A 19,016-nucleotide genomic window follows, 5' to 3' on the forward strand; every position below is an offset into this window, starting at 1 on the left:
TCAGGAGCCGTATTTCGGGAGCCGTCTTTCGGGAGCGCTCTTTCAGGAAAGGACGGCGTCGGCCAGCCGGTCGACCTGGGAAAGGCGGGCCGCCGTGGGGTGGAAGACGATCTCGTCGAATCCGGCGGCGGCCAGTTCGGCGATCTGCTCGCGGATCCGGCCGGGCGAGCGCGGGGTCTTCTCGACGAAGGACTCCGCCTCGTCCCCGAGCACCCCGAAGTAGTCCCGGACGAATCCGGCCGCCTCCTCGGCGACGTCCGCGCCGAGCCAGTACCGGGACAGCGCCACCAGCCTCGGCCGCCCCTCCCGGCCCACCGCCGCCCATTCCTCCTCCACCTGCCGGACGGTCGGGGCGACGAGCTCCGGTTCCAGCCCGGGCGCCGTCCAGCCGTCCGCCCAACGGGCCGCCCGCCGGACGGCGTTCGCGCTCAGCCCGCCCACCAGGACGGGCGGCACCGGCCCGGGCAGGATCCCGGCGCCCTCCTTGCCGCGCAGCCGGGCGAGTTCGGCGAGCTGCCCGTCGAAGACCTGCGCGCGGCGGCCGAAGTCCCGGTCCGCCGCCTCGAAGTCGTCGGCCCGCACTCCCGGCCCGAGGCCGAGGACGAGCCGCCCCTCCGCGAGCGAGGCGACCGTCGCCGCCTCCTTGGCGAGCACCTCGGCCGTGGTCAGCGGGGCGACCAGGATGTTGGTGGACAGCCCGATCCGCGAGGTGACGGCCGCCGCCGCGGCGAGCACCGGCAGCGGCTCGTGCCCGGGGTAGCGGAGCCGGTGGGTCGCGGAGACGGTCGAGAAACCGCGCTCCTCGGCCCGGACGGCCCACTCCGTCTGGAGCCGGCCGGAGGCGCCGGGGATGGTGTTGGGGAACGCGATGCCGATCTTCATCGGGGCTCCACGGGAGGCCGGAGGGCGGGGCGCTCAGAGCCCCAGGAGGTGGTACGGGGTGGGTGCGGGCCCGGACGGGTCCGCCGGGCCGGTGCCGTCGGTGATGCTCTGCCGGCGGCGGTAGCCGTCGAGTTCGTTGGTCAGCCGCTCCCAGACGAGGTCACCGGTCACCTCGGGCCCGGACGGCAGGTCGAGGTCGACCAGCCGGTAGTCGTTGATCCAGACCTGTTCGGCGTGCAGCGACTCGGCGACCGCACGGGCCCGGTCCCGGTCGCCCGACCAGACCCCGGCGCTCAGCCCGTACCGCGACCCGTTGGCGATCCGCACCGCGTCGGCGTCGTCGGCCGCCCGGATCACCGAGAGCACGGGACCGAAGACCTCCTCCTGGGCCACGGTGGCGCCCGGTTCGACGCCGGTCAGCACGGTGGGCGGGAAGTATGCCTGCGGGTCCAGCCCCTCGGCCGGCTCGCCGGGGCCGGGCACCCTGCCCCCGCACAGCAGTCGGGCGCCCTCGGCGACCCCGAGTTCGGTGAACCGCAGGGCGGTGCGGACCTGGTTGCGCGAGACCAGCGGACCGAGGTCGGTCGCCACGTCCAGCGGATCGCCGAGCCGCAGGGCGAGCGCCTTCTCCCGGACCCGCTCGACGAACTCGTCGTGCACGGCCGCGTGCACCACGGCGCGCGAACCGGCCATGCATACCTGGCCGTTGTGCAGGAAGGCGCCCCAGACGACCCCGTCGGCCGCCCGGTCGAGGTCGGCGTCCGCGAGCACCACGTTCGGCGACTTGCCGCCGAGGTCCAGCCGGACGGCCGCACCGGCCCCGCGCCGGACACTCTCGCCGACCGCGTCCGAGCCGGTGAAGGACAGCAGGTCGACGCCGGGCGCGCGGACCAGGCTCTCCCCGGTGGTGCCTCCGGGCCCGGTGACCACGTTGACCACCCCGGGCGGCAGCCCGCACTCGTGCAGCAGCCGGACCAGCCCGAGGGTGGTCAGCGAGGTGAAGGACGCCGGTTTGACGACGCAGGTGTTGCCCGCCGCGATCGCCGGGGCGATCCGCCAGGCGGCGAGCAGCAGCGGCAGGTTCCACGGCACGACGACCGCGACCACCCCGAGCGGGTGCCAGCGCAGGTGACGCGCGGCAGGGCCTCCCGGCACCGCCGGTCCGCGGTGCAGCCGTTCGGGCAGTTGCTCCGCCCACCAGGCGCTCCAGCGGAACGCCGCGACCGCGCCGGGCACGTCGGCGCCGAGCGCCTTGCGCAGGGTGGTGCCGTTGTCGCGGACCTCCAGTTCGGCGAACCGGGCGGTCTCGGCGGTGAGCCGGTCGGCGAACCGCCGCAGCACGGCGGCCCGTTCCTCCGGCGCGGTACGCGGCCAGGGCCCGTGGTCGAAGGCCCGGCGGGCCGCGGCCACGGCCTCGGTCACGTCCTCGGGTCCGCAGCGCGGCACGTCGGCCAGGTGCCGCCGGGTGGCCGGTTCGAACGACCGGAAGGTCGCCCCGTCCCGGGCCGGGGCGGGCCGGCCGTCGACGTACCGGGGGAAGTGCTCTCCCATCCGTCCTCCTCTCTGCGACTGGGGCGGGTCCGGCGGACCGCCCGGGTCCGCGGCGCCCGGCGGGCGGGCGACGCGGTCAGGCCGCGGCGCCCAGCCGGACCGGCAGCGCCGCGACGCCGAGCGGCAGCAGGTCGGAGGTGTGCCGCACGTCCTCGGCGGCCACGGCGAGCGCGACCTGCGGATAGGTGGCGACCAACCGGCCCAGCCCGACGGTCAGTTGGACCACCGCGAGGTCCAGTGCAGGGCAGCGGTGCGGGCCCGCGCCGAAGGCGGCGACGGGCACCGGGGTGCGGTCGAGCTCCAGGGTGTCGGGCCGGTCGACGATCCGGGGGTCGCGGCAGGCCGCCGAGATCAGCGGCAGCACCGCGGCCCCGGCCGGGACACGGACTCCAGAGAGTTCGACGTCCCGGGTGGCCACCCGCAGCAGCCCGTCGTTGCTCGACGGGTAGTAGCGCAGCAGTTCGGCGACCGCGCCGGGGACCAGGTCGGGCTTGGCCGCCAGCCGCTCCCGGCGGTCGGGCTCGGCCAGCACCGCGTAGAGGTGCCGGGCCAGCAGGTCCCGGACGCCGATGAAGCCGGAGATCACCAGGCCGTGCAGCAGGGTGGTGCGGTCCCCGTCGGTGAGGTGCTGCCCGCCCGAGGCCGGTTCGTCCAGCCCGAGCAGGACGGTCGCGACGTCGTCGGCGGGCCGCGCGCGGCGTTCGGCGAGCAGACCGGCGAAGGCCCCCTGGAGGCGGTCACGGACGGCCGCGGTGCCGGGGCCGTCCGACCCGCCGGACAGCAGCAGGGTCTCGATGTCGCCGGTGATCGCGGACCACCGGTCGCCGTCGAAGCCGAGCAGCTCGCAGATGATCCGGCCGGCGTACGGCGCCGTGTACGCGGCGACCAGGTCGACCGGCCCGGGCGCGCCGGCGAGACCGGCCAGCAACTCGTCGGCGACGGCCTCGATGCGCGGGCGCCAGCGGGCCACCCGCTCGGGGGCGAAACCGGCCACCACCGGCGCGCGCAGCCCGGTGTGCCGGGGTGCGTCGAGGTCGACGATGCCGGTGCCCTGGCCGCGGCCGAAGCCGCTGCCGGGCAGCACGGCGGCCCGGTACCGGCTGAACGCCGGGTCGGCCAGTACGGTCCGCACGTCGGCGTCCCGGGTGACCAGCCAGATCTCGGCGCCGTCGGCGAGCCGCACCCGGGAGACCGGGTCCTCGGCGAGCAGCCGTGCGTACCGGGGCGGCACGGTGCCGCCGGGCCCGGCCGGGTACGGGAAGGTGCCGGTGCCAGTGTCGGTGCCGGTGCCGGTGCCGGTGCCAGTGCCGGTGCCGAGTGTGTCGTCGGCGCTCACCGGGCCGCCTCCCGCGGGTAGCGCGGGGCCCGGAACACGGTCGGTGCGGTCGGCTCCCACGGGAAGTCCTGGGCCAGCACCTGGTTGTCCAGCTGGTGCTCCACCACGATGGTGCCGGCCCCGTAGTCCTCGGCGATCTGCTCGACGTCCTCGGCGGTGACCAGCCCGCTCGGATCGCCGAGACGCTCGGCCACGCCCCGGGCGGGGGCCAGCAGTTCGAGGGCGAAGCCGCGGGCCACGTGCTGGCGGTGGGTGTGCGCGGCGGCGATCAGGAACTCCGGTCCGTTCTCGAACAGGAAGTGGCAGAGGGCGCGGGCCTCCAGGAAGCGCCGCGGCCGCTCGGTGTAGGACCGGCTGGACACCAGGGCGGGGCCCCCGGCGCCGGTGCGCGTCCCGTAGGCGACCAGGCCGCGGTCGACGTAGGGGACCGGCTCGGTGTGGTGGGTGAGCAGGGTGTCCGTCTCGAACCGCTCGGTGGGTGCCACCCCGGCCCAGGCGCGGACCCGGCGGGCCAGTTCGTAGCCCAGGTGCCAGGCGTTGTCGAGCCGGCCCGGGGCGTGGAAGGCCGTCCGGACGTCCGCGCACAGCTCGCGCAGCTCGGTGACGGCCGGGTCGGCCTGGCCGCCCTGGCCGGCGACCTCCCGGGCCCGCCCGACCCACCGGAGCTGGTCCGCGATCCGGCCCGGGGCGACCCCGTTGAGGAAGTCGAAGGACAGCAGATCGGGCAGCTCCCGGACGACCCGGACGATCTCCGCCGCGTACGGTCCGGCCTCGGTGTAGGGATCCAGGCCGAGCCGCGCCGCGGCCCGGCAGAACGCCGCCTCGGCCTCGTCGGTGTCGGCGAGCGCGGCCCACTCGCGCTGCAGCGGGGTGCCGGTGATGCCCCAGTCGGCGAGCCGGGCGACGACGGCGTCGACGAAGCCGCGGAACGTCTCGGCGAGAGCCTCGGAGCCGACCACGAGGTTGCCGCGCGCCACGTGGCGCGGACCGGGCCGGGGCGTCGGACCTCCGTCGGGGATCCAGACGATCCGGGTCTGCCGGCCCTCGGGCACGAACAGCACGTCCGGCCAGTGGAAGCCGCCGCCGGCCGCACGCAGGACGTGCCGCCGCGAGCGGACCCACCAGGCGCCGCGCTGGTCGCCGACGCCGTTGCGGTAGCAGAAGCGCAGCTGGGAGATCTGGGTGCCGGGCCGGGCGTCCGCCAGCAGCGACCACCAGTTGAAGGCGATCCACTCGGCGAGCGGGTAGAGCGAGCCGGTGGTGTGGGGGCGGACGGTGCCAGCGGCCCGGTCCTCGACGGTGGTCAGCGGCGTCTCCGAACCGACCGTCATCTCCAGGTCGGCCCAGGTCGCGGTGAACTCGTCGGCGGGAACGGTCGACGGCTCGTGCCACTTCCAGGCGAGCGTGACGTCGGGGAGCGTGCTCATCCGAGGCCCTCCGGCCATTCGCTGGGGTGCAGGGGGTACCCGGTGTACTGACCGGTCAGCCGGCCGGTCAGCCGGAACTCGTGGACGTCGTCGCCGTCCCGGTGCCAGGTGTACGCGGGGAAGCCGTCGTGCCACGGCCCTCCGAGCAGGCCCTCGGCGAGGGCGGCGCGCAGCAGCTCGACCGGGGTGCGGTCGGCGGCGCCCGTCCAGTGGGGCACGTCCGGTGAGGGCGGGTCCCACGGGGTGAACGAGGCCTTCGGGGCGAGGGCGGCACGGTCCGTTCCCCCGGGTGGCCCGGACACCGTCCGGCGCCTCGGGCGCCCGCGTTCAGGTACGCGTATGTCGGACATGAACAGTGGACCTCCGCTGCAGATCGGGGCGGAACGTGGGCGTCGGGCACGAGCCGGGCGGAGCCCGCACTCGGGGTCGGGCGGAGCCCGCACTCGGGGGTCGGACGGAGCCTGGTCTCAGGGGACGGCCGGGCCGAGCGGGCGGCCGCGCCACCCCTCGGGGACCGGTCGCCCGTGCAGCCGGGCCAGGGTGGCCGGCACGTCGATCGGGGCGGCCACCGCGTCGTCGGTGTACCGGGACGCGAAACCGGGGCCGAGGCCGGCCCAGTAGGACTCCCGCCGGTGCCAGCCGCTCTGCCACGTCCGGTGGACGTGCGCGGCCCACTGCGGATCGCCCATCGGCAGGTAGCGCCAGTCGGCGGGCTCCATGAGGAGGTCGGGCGCGCCGGCCGTCGCCGCGCCGGGGTAGACCTCCTCACGGGTGAGCACCTCGGCGAGGAACTCCCGTCCGGTGCGGGGGTTGACGGTCTCCAGGAGCGCCGTGCGCACCTCGGCGCGGACCCGCTCGTACTCGTGCTCCGCGATCCGGCCGGCCTTGTAGCGGTCCCGCACGTTGACGTTGATGCCGTGGGTGCCCTGGACGGCCTCGAACGCGGTGGTGTTCGCCCAGTCGATCCGGCCGTCCGGAGTCCTGGCGAGCAGACCGGCGCGTTCCAGGTCGTCGTTGACGGAGCAGTAGGTGCGCAGCGGGCCGAAGCCGATCTCGGAGAAGGCCAGCACGTCGACCCGGTCCCCGGCCGCCGCCAGGGCGTCCTGGACGACCTGGTCGCAGGTGCGGTACGCGGCGAACACCGCGCTCTCCTGCTCACGGTCGGGACCGTGCTCCAGTTCCTGCCAGTAGATGTGCGAAGTCCGGTCGATACTGGTGAGGTTGACGATCACCACGTCGTGCTCCGGCAGCAGTGCGAGGGCGGCCCTCCCCCGCTGGCGATCGGCCTCCAGCAGTCGGGGCAGCAGCTGCTCGCGCGGCTGGCCGGTCCAGAAGATGGAGACGTCGTGCACCGGCCGGATGCCCTCCTTGGCGAGCCGGCGCTGGAGGTCGCGCGGGTGGCAGGCGTGCAGGGTCGCCTGCATGGGGTAGCTGATCAGCGACCCGTCCATCGGCTCGATCGGGTGGGTCCCGAACAGCCCGATCGAGGCGAAGCGCAGGCCGGCGAAGCCCTCGTGCTGCCAGAGCAGCGGGTGCCGGCGGTCACCGGAGCCGAGCACCTGGGGCGAGTACTCCGGGTCGTGGCAGGTCCAGTAGGAGAAGTAGCCGTGGTCGGCGGCGCGTTGGCCGGTGAGCACGCTCACCAGGCCGGGCGGTTCGTAGGGCGTGCCCTCCGCCGCGAGCGGACCGCTCGCCCCTTCGGAGCGGAGCCGGGCGAATCCCGGCAGGAGGCCCTGGGCACACCAGCGGTCGAGCAGGGCGGGGGCGGCGCCCTCGGTGATGATGACGATGGTGCGTTGCTGCTCAGTCACCCAGTACTCCCTCGTCCAGCCGTACAGGGGATCGGGTTGCCGGATGGGGGCACCGGCGGGGTTCGAGCTCGGGGCGTCACGGGCGTCGGGGCACCACGGACAGGCGGGCCACCCGAAGGAGACACGGACGGCGGCCGGCGGCCGACAGCCACCGCATCACGGTAACGGCTCCGCTGCTTGTCGTGTCCCGCTCGGATTGACGTTGGCCGAAAAGGCGCCCGCCGACGGGGCCGCCGGGTGGTAAGGCGGCGTCCGGAACGATCGACGCCGTTCCGCTTGGGGTTCGTGTCCGCGCCGCTCCCGCTCCGTACCCGAAGATCCCTTGTGTCCACTGGACGCACCGGGGACGTACGGGCGCGAAAGGCGATTTGAGCCAACTCGGGGCACGGACCGGCACCCGTTCTTGACAGTCTGTGACGCCGCCTGACTAGAGTGCCGATGTCGCCCCGATTCCCGGGTGCCTGTGCTCCGCCGACACCAGGACGGCTTCCGGCCGTCCTCCTCCGGCGCGCGTTCCTCCAGCCCTTCTGCGGTGTGCGTTCCCCCAAGCCCCCTCCGGTGTGCGCCTCTTCCTCCGCCCGCCCGGCCGCTCCGGCCCGCGGCGGGGAGCCCCGTACGCGTCGACCGGTGCCCTCGCGTTGGAAAGGACCTCCTATGACCGTGTTGGGCCTCGGTGGCTCCGGGCACGACTGGTCGTCGTGCGCGACCGACGGCAGCCGCCTCGTCGCCGTCGACGAGGAACGGCTGGTGCGCAGCAAGTACGGCCTGGGCACCGACCTGTTGGCGGGCGCCAGCCGGCAGGCCGTCCTGGCACAGCTCGGCACCGGCGCGGCGGAGGTGGAGCACGTCGTCGCCTGCGAGCTGGTGCCGCGCCCGTTCTACCACTCGTTCCGCAACCGCGTTCAGGTGATCAACCACCATCTGGCGCACGCCTACAGCGCGTTCGCGGCCTCCGGGCTGGACCGCGCCGCCGTGCTCGTCTGCGACAACTCCGGCAGCCTGGTGGCCGGCGACCGGACCGGGCCCGGCGGCCGCGAGGCGGAGACCGTCAGCTCGTACACCGCGGACCGGAACGGCATCCGCCTGCTCGACCGGGTCAGCGGCGCGCACGTCGTGGACGCCGCCTCCGAGAGCGCCTACTACCAGCCCGGCGAGACCGACAACTCGCTCGGCCACTTCTACCGCAGCGCCAGCATCGCGATCGGGCTCGCGTACACCGGGCCGAAGACCCGCTTCCCGGTCAGCGAGGACGGCAAGACCATGGGCCTCGCCCCGTACGGGGACGAGCGGTTCGTCGACGAGCTCGCCGAGCTGGTCGCCCTGCTGCCCGGCGGCGGGGTCAGCATCTCCGCGAGCAAGGTCTCGCACGTCCTCGAACGCCTCGCCCGGGACGCCGACTTCGACGTCCGCGCGGCGATCGCCCGGGCCGCCCAGGAGGTGCTGGAGCGCGCCCTGGTGCACTGCGCCGCCGCCCTGCACGCGCGCACCGGGCTGACCGACCTCTGCGTGGCCGGCGGGGTCGGCCTGAACAGCGTCGCCAACGGCCGGATCCTCCGGGAGACCGGCTTCGAGCGGATCTTCGTGGTGCCCGCCGCCGGCGACAACGGCATCAGCCTCGGCTGCGCCTACTACGGACTGCACCGGCTGGCGGGCGTACCGATGGACGAGCTGCCCGCGCTCACCGACGCCTACCTCGGGCCCGAATACCCGCAGGCGCGGGTGGACGCGGCCGTCGCCGCCTCCGGACTGCCGTCCCGGCGGCCCGACGACCTGCCCGGGGAGGTGGCCGCGCTGCTGGCCGACGGGCGGATCGTCGGCTGGTGGGACGGCCGCAGCGAGTTCGGGCCGCGGGCGCTCGGGCACCGCAGCATCCTCGCGGCGCCCTACCCGGCGTCGGTGCGGGACCACCTCAACGAGCAGGTCAAGTTCCGCGAGTGGTTCCGTCCGTACGCGCCGATCGTCCGCGCCGAGCGCAGCGACGAGTTCTTCGACCTCGGCCAGCCCTCGCCGTACATGCTGATCGTCACCCGGGTGACCAGGCCGGACGTCATCCCGGCCGCCGCGCACGTCGACGGCACGGCCCGGCACCAGACGCTGTTCGAGCACCAGAACCCCACCGTCTACGCGCTGTTGGGCGAGTTCGAGCGGCTGACCGGCTGCCCGGTGCTGCTCAACACCTCGTTCAACACGGCCGGGGAGCCCATCGTCGAGACCCCGGAGGAGGCGGTCGCCGCCTTCGTCTCGATGAACCTCGACCACCTCGTCGTCGGTGGCCACCTGGTCAGCAAGTCCTGAGCGGGGACGGCCGGCACGACGGGAGCCGCGCGGACGGCGGAGTCGGCGGAGTCGGCGGACAAGGAGAAGCTGCGCCCATGACCGTACTGGTCGTCGGAGGAGGACCGACGGGCCTGGCGACGGCGCTGTTCCTGGCCCGCGCCGGCGTCGCGGTCCGGCTGCTGGAACGCCGGGCCGCCACCTCGCCGCTGCCCCGCGCCACCCATGTCACCCGCCGCACCATGGAGCTGCTGCGCGAGGCCGGCCTGGAGCCGGCGGTCGCGGCGGTCGGCTTCGAGGTGGTGCCCGGCGACGATCCGCGGGCCCGCACCGAGCCGGACCGGGTGCTCCCCCGCACGGTGATCGGCATCCCCTCGCTCGCCCGGCTGGACGACGCCGAGGTCCTGGAGACCGGCGAGGAGGAGCTCGCCGTCCCAGGACCGTGCCCGCCGTTCTGGTGCGGTCAGGACCGCATGGAGCCGCTGCTCCGCGAGGGCGCCGTCCGGGCCGGGGCGGACGTCCGGTTCGGCCACGAGCTGGTCGGGCTGGACGTCGGGGAGGACGGCGTGCTCGCCCGGGTCCGGCGCCCGGACGGCGGCCTCGAACGGCTCTCCGCCCGCTACCTGGTCGCCGCCGACGGCGCGCACGGCTGGATCCCCGAGCACGTCGGCGTCGTCCGGACCGGCCTCGGTACGGTGGCCCGCCGCACCAGCATCCTGTTCCGGGCCGATCTGGCCGGGCTGATCGGGCACCGCCGCTTCTTCATGAGCATGATCGACAACCCCGGTTTCTCCGGCGCGCTGATGCAGCTCAACGACGCGCACGGCTGGGCGGCGGCCGTGGAGGCCACCGCCCTCGGCCCCGGCACCGGCGCCCCGAACCTCCCGGACGCTCCGCAGGCCGCGCCCGCGCCCGCGCCCGAACGGTGCCTGGAACTGCTGCGGGCCGCGATCGGCGTGCCCGGCATCCGGATCGACCTGGCCGCCACCTTCCACTGGCAGGCCCGGCACCGGATGGCCGACCGGTACCGGCAGGGCCCCGTCCTGCTGGTCGGGGACGCCGCCCACCTGCACCCGCCGGCCGGCGGCTACGGATCCAACATGGGCATCCAGGACGCGCACAACCTCGCCTGGAAGCTCGCCGCCGTCCTGCGCGGCTGGGCCGGCCCCGCCCTGCTCGACAGCTACGACGCCGAACGGCGCCCGGTCGGCATCGCCACCGCCCGGCAGACCCTGCTGCTCGACGGCGTCCCCTCCGACCGCCTCGGCGGGACGCTCCCCGCCGACCCGCGCACCATCATCATGGGCTACCGCTACCGCTCGGCCGCCGTCCCCGACGGCCTGTCCGACCCGGCCGACCTCGCGGGCCTCGCCGACCTCCCGGATCTCCCGGATCTCCCGGACCCGGCCGGGTCGCCCGCCCGGCCCGCCGACCGCGACCGACCCGCCGACCCGGCCGCCGACGCCTTCCCCGCCGCGTTCGCCCTGACCGGCGCCCCCGGCACCCGCCTGCCGCACGTCCCCGTCCGGCTGCGGCGCGGCGACCGCACCGTCACCGCCTCCACCCTCGACCTCTGCGCACCCACCACCCGGACCGGCCCCGTGCTCACCCTGCTCACCGCCGACGAACGGTGGCGCACCACCGCCGCCGAGGTCGCCCGCGACCTCGGCGTCCCACTGCGCGCGCACGTCCTGCCGGCCGGCGAGTCCCTGCCCCCGGCCCTGTCCTTCACCCGGTCCTGCGGCACCGGCCGCGGCGGCGCCGTGCTGGTCCGCCCCGACGGCTTCGTCGCCTGGCGCTCCGCCACCCACACCGCGCCGTCCGCGGAGCAGCGCCGCCGCCGGCTGACCGCGGCCGTCCGCGCCCTGCTGGCCCTGCCCGCGGACCGGGCCGAAACCCACCGACCCAGGCTACGGAGTGGCCGATGACCCCCCACCGCCCGTACTGCACCTGCTGGCCCGGTGCCACCGTCTGGCTCACCGGGCTGCCGAGTTCCGGCAAGTCGACCATCGCGGCCGAGACCGCCCGCCGTCTCGAACCCGGCTTCCGCCGGGTCGAGATCCTGGACGGCGACCGCAGCCGCACCCTGCTCACCGCCGACCTCGGCTTCAGCCGGGAGGACCGCTTCGCCAACGTCCAGCGGATCGGCCTGGTCGCCGAGGTGCTGGCCCGCAACGGGGTCCTCGTCCTCGCCCCGGTGATCGCGCCGTACGCGGACGCCCGGGAGGCCGTCCGGAAGCGCCACGAGCACTCCGCGACCACCTACCTGGAGGTGCACGTCGCCACCCCGGTCGAGGAGTGCGCGCGGCGCGACGTCAAGGGCCTGTACGCGCGGCAGGCGGCCGGCGACCTCACCGGGCTCACCGGCGTCGACGACCCGTACGAGCCACCCGCCCGGCCCGACCTCGTCCTGCCCACCGACCGGCAGAGCGTCGAGGAGTCGGTCACCGCCCTGCTCGGCCTGCTCGCCGGACGGGGGCTGCTGTGAACCACCTGACCGAGATCGAGTCGGAGGCCGTGCACATCATCCGCGAGGCGGTCGGCGAGGCCGAGCGCCCGGTGCTGCTGTTCTCCGGCGGCAAGGACTCCGTGGTGATGCTGCACCTGGCCCGGAAGGCCTTCGCCCCCGCGCCGCTGCCCTTCCCGCTGCTGCACGTCGACACCGGCCACAACTTCCCGGAGGTACTCGCCTACCGGGACCGCGTCGTCGCCGCGTACGGGCTGCGGCTGCACGTCGCCCTCGTCCAGGAGTCCATCGACCGGGGCGAACTGACCGAGCGCCCGGACGGCAGCCGCAACCCGCTGCAGACCCACTGCCTGCGCCGGGCCGTCGAACTCCACCGCTTCGACGCCGTGTTCGGCGGTGCGCGCCGCGACGAGGAGAAGGCCCGGGCCAAGGAACGGGTGTTCAGCCTGAGGGACGAGTTCGGCGGCTGGGACCCTCGCCGCCAGCGCCCCGAACTGTGGCAGCTGTACAACGGCCGGCACGGGCCCGGCGAGCACTTCCGGGTCTTCCCGCTCTCCAACTGGACCGAGCTCGACGTCTGGCAGTACGTCGAACGCGAGCACATCGAGCTGCCCGGCATCTACTTCGCCCACGACCGGGAGGTCTTCCGCCGCGACGGCATGTGGCTCACCGCCGGCGACTGGGGCGGCCCCCGCGCCGACGAGCACGCCGAGAAGCGGACGGTCCGCTACCGCACCGTCGGCGACATGGCCTGCACCGGCGCCGTCGAGTCGAGCGCGATGACGGTGCGCGCGGTCATCACGGAGATCGCCGCGTCCCGGCTGACCGAACGCGGCGCCACCCGCGCCGACGACCGGCTCTCCGACACCGCCATGGAGGACCGCAAGCGCGAGGGGTACTTCTAGCCATGACCGCCGCCACCGGGCAACCCGCCGAGGCCCTCACCACCACCGCGACCTCGCTGCTGCGCTTCGCCACCGCCGGCTCCGTCGACGACGGCAAGTCCACCCTCGCCGGGCGACTGCTGCACGACTCCCGGTCCGTCCTGTCCGACCAGCTGGCCGCCGTCGAGCACGCCTCACGCGCCCGCGGCCTGTCCGTCCCGGACCTCGCCCTGCTCACCGACGGGCTGCGCGCCGAACGCGAACAGGGCATCACCATCGACGTCGCCTACCGCTACTTCGCCACGCCCAGAAGGCGGTTCGTGCTCGCCGACACCCCCGGACACGTCCAGTACACTCGCAACATGGTGACCGGCGCCTCGACCGCCGAGCTCATGGTGATCCTGACCGACGTCCGGCACGGCGTCGTCGAACAGACCCGGCGGCACACCGCCGTCGCCGCCCTCTTACGGGTGCCGCACCTGCTGCTCGCCGTGAACAAGCTGGACCTGGTCGACTTCCGCGCCGCCCCGTTCACCGCCGTGGTCGACGACTTCACCGCCCTGGCAAAGTCGTTGGGCGTGCCCGAGGTCACCGCGATCCCCATCTCGGCCCGCGACGGCGACAACGTCGTCACCGCCTCCACCCGGATGGACTGGTACGGCGGGCCGACCCTGCTCGACCACCTGGAGACGGTGCCCGCCGCCGGCGAACCGGACGACACGCCGGCCCGCTTCCCCGTGCAGTACGTCATCCGCCCCGGCGCCACCGGACAGCGCGGCTACGCGGGCCGGATCACCGCCGGCACCCTGCGCGTCGGCGACCGCGTCACCGTACTGCCGGCCGGCCTGACCAGCACCGTCACCGCCATCGACGCGCTCGGCACCCCGGTGGACTCCGCCCGCGCCCCGCAGTCCGTCAGCCTCCGGCTCGCCGACGACCTCGACGTGGCGCGCGGCGACCTCATCGCCCCCGTCGACGCCGCGCCGCGCCCGACCCGCACCGTCGAGGCCACCGTCTGCCACCTGCACGACCGGCCCCTGCGCGAGGGTGCCCGGGTCCTCGTCAAACACGCCACCCGGACCGTCCCCGCACTGGTCACCGCCATCCCCGTCCGGCTCGACCCGGACGGCCTGCGCCCCTCCCCGGCACACGGCAGCCTCTCCGTCAACGACCTCGGCCGGGTCACGCTGCGCACCGCCGAACCGCTCCCCCTGGACCCGTACGCGCGCTCGCGCCGGAACGGCTCGTTCCTGCTCATCGACCCGGCGGACGGCAGTACGCTCACGGCCGGAATGGTGGGCCAGGCACCCGGCACCGCCGGCGAATCGCACGAAGCGAACGGCCAATCCCGTTGACACGCATGCCCGTTCGACACCGCACCCGACCCGCGGAACCACCCGGACCGAACCACCCGCGCGGCCCGCACCAGACAGCCGGCCGCGGACCACGGAACGATGGAGAAGAAGGCACCAAGTGAACGAGAAGAACACCGCCACCGACGGCACCCCCTCCAGCGGCGGCACGACCGTCACCCCCGAGGAGACCGCGGCCCTCTCCCTGCGCCTCGCCGGCGACGTCTTCCTGCCCGGGGAACCCGGCTACGCCGAGCACACCGCGGGCTTCGACCGCTCGGTCGTGCACCGGCCCGCCCTCGTCGTCGTCCCGGAGAACGCCGACGACGTCGCCACCGCCGTCCGCTTCGCCGCCGGGCTCGGGCTCGGCGTCGCGGTCCAGAACACCGGCCACGGAGCCTCGGTGCCCGCCGACGGCGACGCCCTCTACCTCGCCACCGGCCGGATGACGGGCGTGCGGATCGACCCGGAGCAGCGCACGGCACGGCTGGAGGCCGGGGTCCTGTGGGAGGACGTCATCCCGGCCGCCGCCGAACACGGCCTCGCCCCGCTCAACGGTTCGGCCCCGTTCGTGGGCGCCGTCTCCTACACGCTCGGCGGCGGCGTCGGCGTCCTCTCCCGGCAGCACGGCTTCGCCGCCGACCACGTCCACCGGATCGAGGTCGTCACCGCCGACGGCGAGCCCCGGGTGGCCACCGAGGACGAGAACCCCGACCTGTACTGGGCGCTGCGCGGCGGCAAGGGCAACTTCGGTGCGGTGACCGCGATCGAGGTCGGCCTGGTCGAACTGACCCGGGTGTACGGCGGCGGCCTCTGGTTCCCGGCCGAGTCCACCCGCGCGGCCCTGCACCGCTACCGCACGTGGGCGGCCGAGATGCCCGACGAGATGAGCTCCTCCTTCTTCATGCTCGACTGGCCGGACGTCGACGGCGTGCCCGCCGAACTGCGCGGGCGCTTCGCCCTGCACCTGCGGCTCTGCTACCTGGGCACGCCGGAGGAGGGCGAGCGGCTGATCCGGCCGCTGCGCGAGGTCGCCCCCACCCTGCTCGACACGGTCACCGACATGCCGTACACCGAGGTCGGCACCATCCACAACGACCCGCCCACGCCCGGCTCCTACCACATCAACACGTTCCAGCTCCGCACCTTCGACGAGGACGTCGTGGAGGCCGTGCTGTCCCTCGTCGGGCCGGGCACCCACAGCGTGGTCGGCCTGGAACTGCGCCAGCTCGGCGGCGCCCTGGCCCGCCCGCCGAAGACGCCCAACGCCGTCGCCCACGTACCCGCACCGTTCCAGGTGTACGCGGCCGGCGTGCTCGGCACCGGCGCCGACGACGAGGTCCTCGCCGCCCAGGCCAAGGTCGTGGCGACCTTCGCGCCCTGGTACAGCGGCACCCGCATGCTCAACTTCATGGCCGGCATCGCCCACACCGACCCCGCGTACGTCCGCGAGGCCTACACCGCCGACGCCTACGAGCGGCTGGTCGCCCTCAAGACGGCCTGGGACCCGGCCAACGCGTTCCGCTACAACCACAACATCCCGCCGGCGCACACCGCCTAGCACCGCAGGGGGCCGGCCCGAGCGGCGGGCCGGCCCCCTCGCACCTCCCCCGTCCTCGCGACCCACGGAGACCCAGATGCCCCAGCAGCCCGAGACCTTCGACGCCCACCAGGACATGGTCGCCCTGCTCCAAGGGGCGTGGCGGGCCCGCGCCATCCACGTCGCCGCCGAACTCGGCATACCCGACCTGCTGGTCTCGGGCGAGCGCACCGTCACCGAACTCGCCGAACTCACCGGCACCCACGCCCCCACCCTGGGCCGCCTGCTGCGCGCCCTCACCACCTACGGGGTGTTCCACCGCCTCCCGGACGGCCGGACGTACGCCCAGTCCCCGCTCTCCGCCGTCCTGGTGAGCGAACCCGGCAACCCCGAGTCCACCGACGCCCGCTTCATGGCCGCCAACTGGCACTGGGCCGCCTGGGGCGACCTGCTGCACTCGGTGCGCACCGGCGAGTCCTCCTTCGAGGTCGCCAACGGCGGCGTCTCCTTCTGGGAGCTCACCAAGACCGACCCGGACGCCAAGCAGCGCTTCAACGCCGCCATGAGCGCCGTCTCCGTCGCCGAGAGCACCGCCGCCGCGCGCGCCTACGACTTCACCGCCGCCCACCACGTCGTCGACGTCGCCGGCGGCCTCGGCAGCCTCCTCGCCGCGATCCTCACCGAGAACCCCGCCCTCCGCGGCACCATCCTCGAACGCCCCGAGACCGTCCCCCTCGCCGAGGACCTCCTCGCCGCCTCCGGCGTCGACGGCCGCTACGAGGTGGTGGCCGGCGACTTCTTCGACTCCGTCCCGCCCGGCGCGGACGTCTACACCATCAAGCGCGCCCTGCACGACTGGGACGACGACACCATCGTCCGCATCCTGGAACGCATCCGCGAGGCCATGCGCCCCGACTCCACCCTCCTCGTCATCGAGGGCATGGTCGACGAGGAGTCCGACCAGGAGGCCCTCTTCCGCGGCCTCCTCCTCACCGTCCTGGTCGGCGGCCAGGACCGCCCCGAGTCCGACTACCGCACCCTCGCCACCCGCGCCGGCCTCCTCGTCACCCGCACCATCCGCATCACCGACACCCTCCGCATCCTCGAAACCCGCCTCCCCTGACCCCCGGAACCCCACCCCCACCCGCACGCGGGTGAACACCGCTACGGGCAGCTCTCACCGAACTTCACGGCCTTCAACGTCACCGGCTGTCCCGGACTCAGAAGCGGCCGGTTGCGAACGCGCGTCGCCACTGCACGACCCGGCCGGGAGTGCCCCGGTGATTCGACCGGACGGGGCGCAGTACGGGTTCGTCACCGATGTCGGTCCGAGATGCCAGATGCCCCGAACCGCTCGCGGTCCGGGGCATCTGCACTGATGGGCGCGAGCGGCTTTCGAACACGCGGAGACACTGGGGGATCTCTGGGAGCGAGGAAACGATCAAGGGCCAGTTCGTGAGGATTCACTCCTCCGAACTGGCCCTTCTCCGCTGTGGGCGCGGACGGTTTCGAACCGCCGACATCTGCTTTGTAAGAGCAGCGCTCTACCACTGAGCTACGCGCCCCTGGTCGTGGGCCTGTGGAGGGCGCACGACGAGTGCCCAGAGTACCTGGTCCGCGGGGTGGTGTGGTGCAGGTGCTCGGTGGGTGGGACGGGTGGGGTGCCGGTCGGGTGGGGTGATCGGGAACAATGGGCGGTGGATCAGCTGTCGGAGCAGGGAGCGCACAGTGAGGGTGGCCGGCGGAGGCGGGCGGGGGCGGCGGTGGCCGGGGGGTGTGATGGCCGAGGCTCTGGTGCTGCCGCTGGTGGTCGCGGGCGTGCTGGGGGCGGCCGGGGCGGCGGCGTTCGGGACCGGCGGGGGCTGGTGGGGGCGGCGCGGCGGTGACGGGGCGCGGTCGGACGCCCGGGCGGCCCGGGACGCGGCGCAGCAGGCGTTCTACGAGGTGGACTCGGCCCAGCGCGAGGTGCGGCTGGCGGTGGAGACGGTGCGCGCGGTCGGGGACAGTGCGACGGCCCGGCGGGCGGTGTCGGACTTCGAGGCGATCTCCGGCCGGGTGGACCAGGTGACCGTCAACTACCTGGCGGCTCTGGACGCGCACGACCTGGACGCGGAGGAGCTGGAGTCCGGCGCGGCGGCGCGGGCCAGGAACCAGTTGAACGACGTGAAGGGGCAGCTCGGCTCGGCGCTGGCGGAGCTGAACGACTTCCTGCGGAAGCTGCAGCCGTCGCTGGACCGGGCCGAGTCGCAGTTGATGCGGGTGGCGCCGGCGGTGGAGCAGGCCAAGCACGCGCTGCTGGCGGCGAGCAACGCGCTGGAGGCGGTGCGCGGCGCGGGGCTGCGGGCGGACGACCTGGCGGCGCGGCTGGCCGAGCTGGCACCGGAGCTGGGGCGGCTGAACGAGGGCGCGGGCCGGCACGGCGTGGAGGCGACCCTGCAGCGCGCGGAGCGGGTGAAGGAGCGCGCGGAGTCGATCGCGGCGGACGCGGAGCAGCTGCCGGAGCGGGCTCGGGAGATCGACCGCCGGGTGGCCAGTCTGCGGACCAGGATCCAGGCGCTGGAGACCAAGGCGGAGACGGTGGAGCCTGCGCTGAGCGAGTTGCGCCGGCGGTTCACCATCGCGTGCTGGCAGGACCTCCAGCGGGTGCCGGACCAGGTGGTGGAGGCCCGGCGGGCGGCCGAGGGGAAGCTGGCCGAGGCCGCACGGGCGCGCGACGAGCAGCGGTGGCCGGACGCGACGGCCGCGCTCGGCACGGTGCGGGCCCTGCTGGAGACGGCGGACGGCTCGGTGGTCGCGGTGAACGAGCGGCTGCGGCAGCTGAACGAGGTGCAGCACGACCCGAGCCGGGAGATCGAGCGCACCCGGTTCGCGCTGCGGGACGCGCAGCGGCTCGCGATGGCCGGGCGCCAGGCGCCTGACCCGCGGCACGCGGCTCCGCTGGATGCCGCGGTGGCGCGGCTGGACCGGGCGGCGGTCGAGTTGGAGGAGGCCGGGCGGCATCCGGACTACTGGCGGTTCCTGACCGAGCTGGCCGCGGTGCGGGAGAAGGCGGCGAACGTGGTGGAGCTGATCCGCGGCGACCTGGGCGGACAGCGGTAGTAGCCGGGGGGAAGGCCGGAAGTCTGGAGCTCCGGGCCGAGCGCCGGAAGCCGGGAGCCGAAGGCCGGAATGCGCGGACACGGGCGCCCGGACGCGGACCCCGGCTACGCTGCGGGGTATGCCACGCTACGACTTCCGCTGCCGCTCCTGCGGGGCCACGTTCGAACTCCGCCGCACGATGGCCCAGGCCAACGACCCCGCGGTCTGCCCGCAGGGCCACGAGGACACCGTCAAGCTGCTGTCGGCCGTCGCCGTGACCGGCGCGGGGTCGTCCGGTGGCGCGCCGCAGCAGGCCTCCGGCGGGGGCGGCTGCTGCGGCGGCGGATGCTGCGGCTGAGGAACACCGCTTCTGGCGCGCCCGGCGCCCCGGTGGCCCCTACGGTCGTAGGGGTC

Annotated in this window: 15 protein-coding genes and 1 tRNA gene; 9 read left to right on the top strand and 7 right to left on the bottom strand. The window is 74.7% G+C overall.

Annotated features, from left to right (window positions below; genetic code table 11):
- Window positions 1-42: 42 nt before the first annotated feature.
- From ACFWOG_RS16485 to ACFWOG_RS16510, 6 genes are all read right to left on the bottom strand, one after another.
- Window positions 43-882: an LLM class flavin-dependent oxidoreductase gene (locus ACFWOG_RS16485; RefSeq protein WP_329878940.1), complete on the bottom strand. Its 840-nt coding sequence runs from the start codon at window positions 880-882 to the stop codon at window positions 43-45.
- Between the two features lie 33 nt (window positions 883-915).
- Window positions 916-2,433, bottom strand: coding sequence for an aldehyde dehydrogenase family protein (locus ACFWOG_RS16490; protein ID WP_355405805.1), 1,518 nt, complete (start codon window positions 2,431-2,433; stop codon window positions 916-918).
- Between the two features lie 76 nt (window positions 2,434-2,509).
- Complete coding sequence (locus tag ACFWOG_RS16495) at window positions 2,510-3,769, bottom strand: cytochrome P450 (protein ID WP_380358957.1); 1,260 nt, start codon at window positions 3,767-3,769, stop codon at window positions 2,510-2,512.
- Window positions 3,766-5,196: a hypothetical protein gene (locus ACFWOG_RS16500; protein ID WP_380358960.1), complete on the bottom strand. Its 1,431-nt coding sequence runs from the start codon at window positions 5,194-5,196 to the stop codon at window positions 3,766-3,768. The genes ACFWOG_RS16495 and ACFWOG_RS16500 overlap by 4 nt, the downstream gene beginning before the upstream one ends.
- Complete coding sequence (locus ACFWOG_RS16505; RefSeq protein ID WP_329878944.1) at window positions 5,193-5,498, bottom strand: hypothetical protein; 306 nt, start codon at window positions 5,496-5,498, stop codon at window positions 5,193-5,195. Before ACFWOG_RS16505 ends, ACFWOG_RS16500 begins: the two co-directional genes overlap by 4 nt.
- Before the next feature lie 165 nt (window positions 5,499-5,663).
- On the bottom strand, window positions 5,664-7,007 hold the full coding sequence (locus tag ACFWOG_RS16510; RefSeq protein WP_380358963.1) for an alkaline phosphatase family protein: 1,344 nt from the start codon (window positions 7,005-7,007) through the stop codon (window positions 5,664-5,666).
- 654 nt (window positions 7,008-7,661) lie between these two features.
- Here ACFWOG_RS16510 and ACFWOG_RS16515 point away from each other — a divergent pair.
- The 7 genes from ACFWOG_RS16515 to ACFWOG_RS16545 all read left to right on the top strand — a co-directional run bounded on the left by ACFWOG_RS16515 (window position 7,662) and on the right by ACFWOG_RS16545 (window position 16,647).
- Entirely contained in the window at window positions 7,662-9,302 is a 1,641-nt protein-coding gene (locus ACFWOG_RS16515; protein ID WP_329878946.1) for a carbamoyltransferase C-terminal domain-containing protein, read from the top strand.
- Between the two features lie 77 nt (window positions 9,303-9,379).
- Entirely contained in the window at window positions 9,380-11,209 is a 1,830-nt protein-coding gene (locus ACFWOG_RS16520; RefSeq protein WP_380358965.1) for an FAD-dependent oxidoreductase, read from the top strand.
- Window positions 11,206-11,769, top strand: a complete 564-nt coding sequence (cysC, locus tag ACFWOG_RS16525; protein WP_329878948.1) for an adenylyl-sulfate kinase — start codon at window positions 11,206-11,208, stop codon at window positions 11,767-11,769. The genes ACFWOG_RS16520 and cysC overlap by 4 nt, the downstream gene beginning before the upstream one ends.
- Window positions 11,766-12,653: a sulfate adenylyltransferase subunit CysD gene (gene cysD, locus ACFWOG_RS16530; RefSeq protein ID WP_329878949.1), complete on the top strand. Its 888-nt coding sequence runs from the start codon at window positions 11,766-11,768 to the stop codon at window positions 12,651-12,653. The genes cysC and cysD overlap by 4 nt, the downstream gene beginning before the upstream one ends.
- 2 nt (window positions 12,654-12,655) lie before the next feature.
- Window positions 12,656-13,987, top strand: a complete 1,332-nt coding sequence (locus tag ACFWOG_RS16535) for a sulfate adenylyltransferase subunit 1 (protein WP_380358969.1) — start codon at window positions 12,656-12,658, stop codon at window positions 13,985-13,987.
- A 118-nt stretch (window positions 13,988-14,105) separates the two neighbouring features.
- Complete coding sequence (locus tag ACFWOG_RS16540; RefSeq protein WP_380358971.1) at window positions 14,106-15,545, top strand: FAD-binding oxidoreductase; 1,440 nt, start codon at window positions 14,106-14,108, stop codon at window positions 15,543-15,545.
- Between the two features lie 76 nt (window positions 15,546-15,621).
- Window positions 15,622-16,647, top strand: a complete 1,026-nt coding sequence (locus ACFWOG_RS16545; RefSeq protein WP_329878952.1) for a methyltransferase — start codon at window positions 15,622-15,624, stop codon at window positions 16,645-16,647.
- Between the two features lie 370 nt (window positions 16,648-17,017).
- Here the strand turns inward: ACFWOG_RS16545 and ACFWOG_RS16550 are convergent.
- Window positions 17,018-17,089 (bottom strand) — tRNA-Val (locus ACFWOG_RS16550).
- A 214-nt stretch (window positions 17,090-17,303) separates the two neighbouring features.
- On the opposite strand from ACFWOG_RS16550, the gene ACFWOG_RS16555 reads away from it, so the two are divergent.
- Together ACFWOG_RS16555 and ACFWOG_RS16560 are read left to right on the top strand one after the other, a co-directional pair.
- On the top strand, window positions 17,304-18,623 hold the full coding sequence (locus ACFWOG_RS16555; protein WP_380358973.1) for a hypothetical protein: 1,320 nt from the start codon (window positions 17,304-17,306) through the stop codon (window positions 18,621-18,623).
- A gap of 118 nt (window positions 18,624-18,741) precedes the next feature.
- Window positions 18,742-18,960 (top strand): zinc ribbon domain-containing protein, encoded by a 219-nt coding sequence (locus ACFWOG_RS16560; protein WP_329878954.1) that lies wholly within the window; start codon window positions 18,742-18,744, stop codon window positions 18,958-18,960.
- Window positions 18,961-19,016: the final 56 nt, after the last annotated feature.

The sequence above is a fragment of the Kitasatospora sp. NPDC058406 genome, from assembly GCF_042722765.1.
Lineage (GTDB): Bacteria > Actinomycetota > Actinomycetes > Streptomycetales > Streptomycetaceae > Kitasatospora.

Coding starts and splice junctions, on each gene's coding strand:
- ACFWOG_RS16490 (WP_355405805.1), bottom strand. CDS start 2,433: ATGGGAGAGCACTTCCCCCGGTACGTCGACGGCCGGCCCGCCCCGGCC.
- cysC (WP_329878948.1), top strand. CDS start 11,206: ATGACCCCCCACCGCCCGTACTGCACCTGCTGGCCCGGTGCCACCGTC.
- ACFWOG_RS16560 (WP_329878954.1), top strand. CDS start 18,742: ATGCCACGCTACGACTTCCGCTGCCGCTCCTGCGGGGCCACGTTCGAA.
- ACFWOG_RS16485 (WP_329878940.1), bottom strand. CDS start 882: ATGAAGATCGGCATCGCGTTCCCCAACACCATCCCCGGCGCCTCCGGC.
- ACFWOG_RS16555 (WP_380358973.1), top strand. CDS start 17,304: ATGGCCGAGGCTCTGGTGCTGCCGCTGGTGGTCGCGGGCGTGCTGGGG.
- ACFWOG_RS16535 (WP_380358969.1), top strand. CDS start 12,656: ATGACCGCCGCCACCGGGCAACCCGCCGAGGCCCTCACCACCACCGCG.
- ACFWOG_RS16520 (WP_380358965.1), top strand. CDS start 9,380: ATGACCGTACTGGTCGTCGGAGGAGGACCGACGGGCCTGGCGACGGCG.
- ACFWOG_RS16515 (WP_329878946.1), top strand. CDS start 7,662: ATGACCGTGTTGGGCCTCGGTGGCTCCGGGCACGACTGGTCGTCGTGC.
- ACFWOG_RS16500 (WP_380358960.1), bottom strand. CDS start 5,196: ATGAGCACGCTCCCCGACGTCACGCTCGCCTGGAAGTGGCACGAGCCG.
- ACFWOG_RS16545 (WP_329878952.1), top strand. CDS start 15,622: ATGCCCCAGCAGCCCGAGACCTTCGACGCCCACCAGGACATGGTCGCC.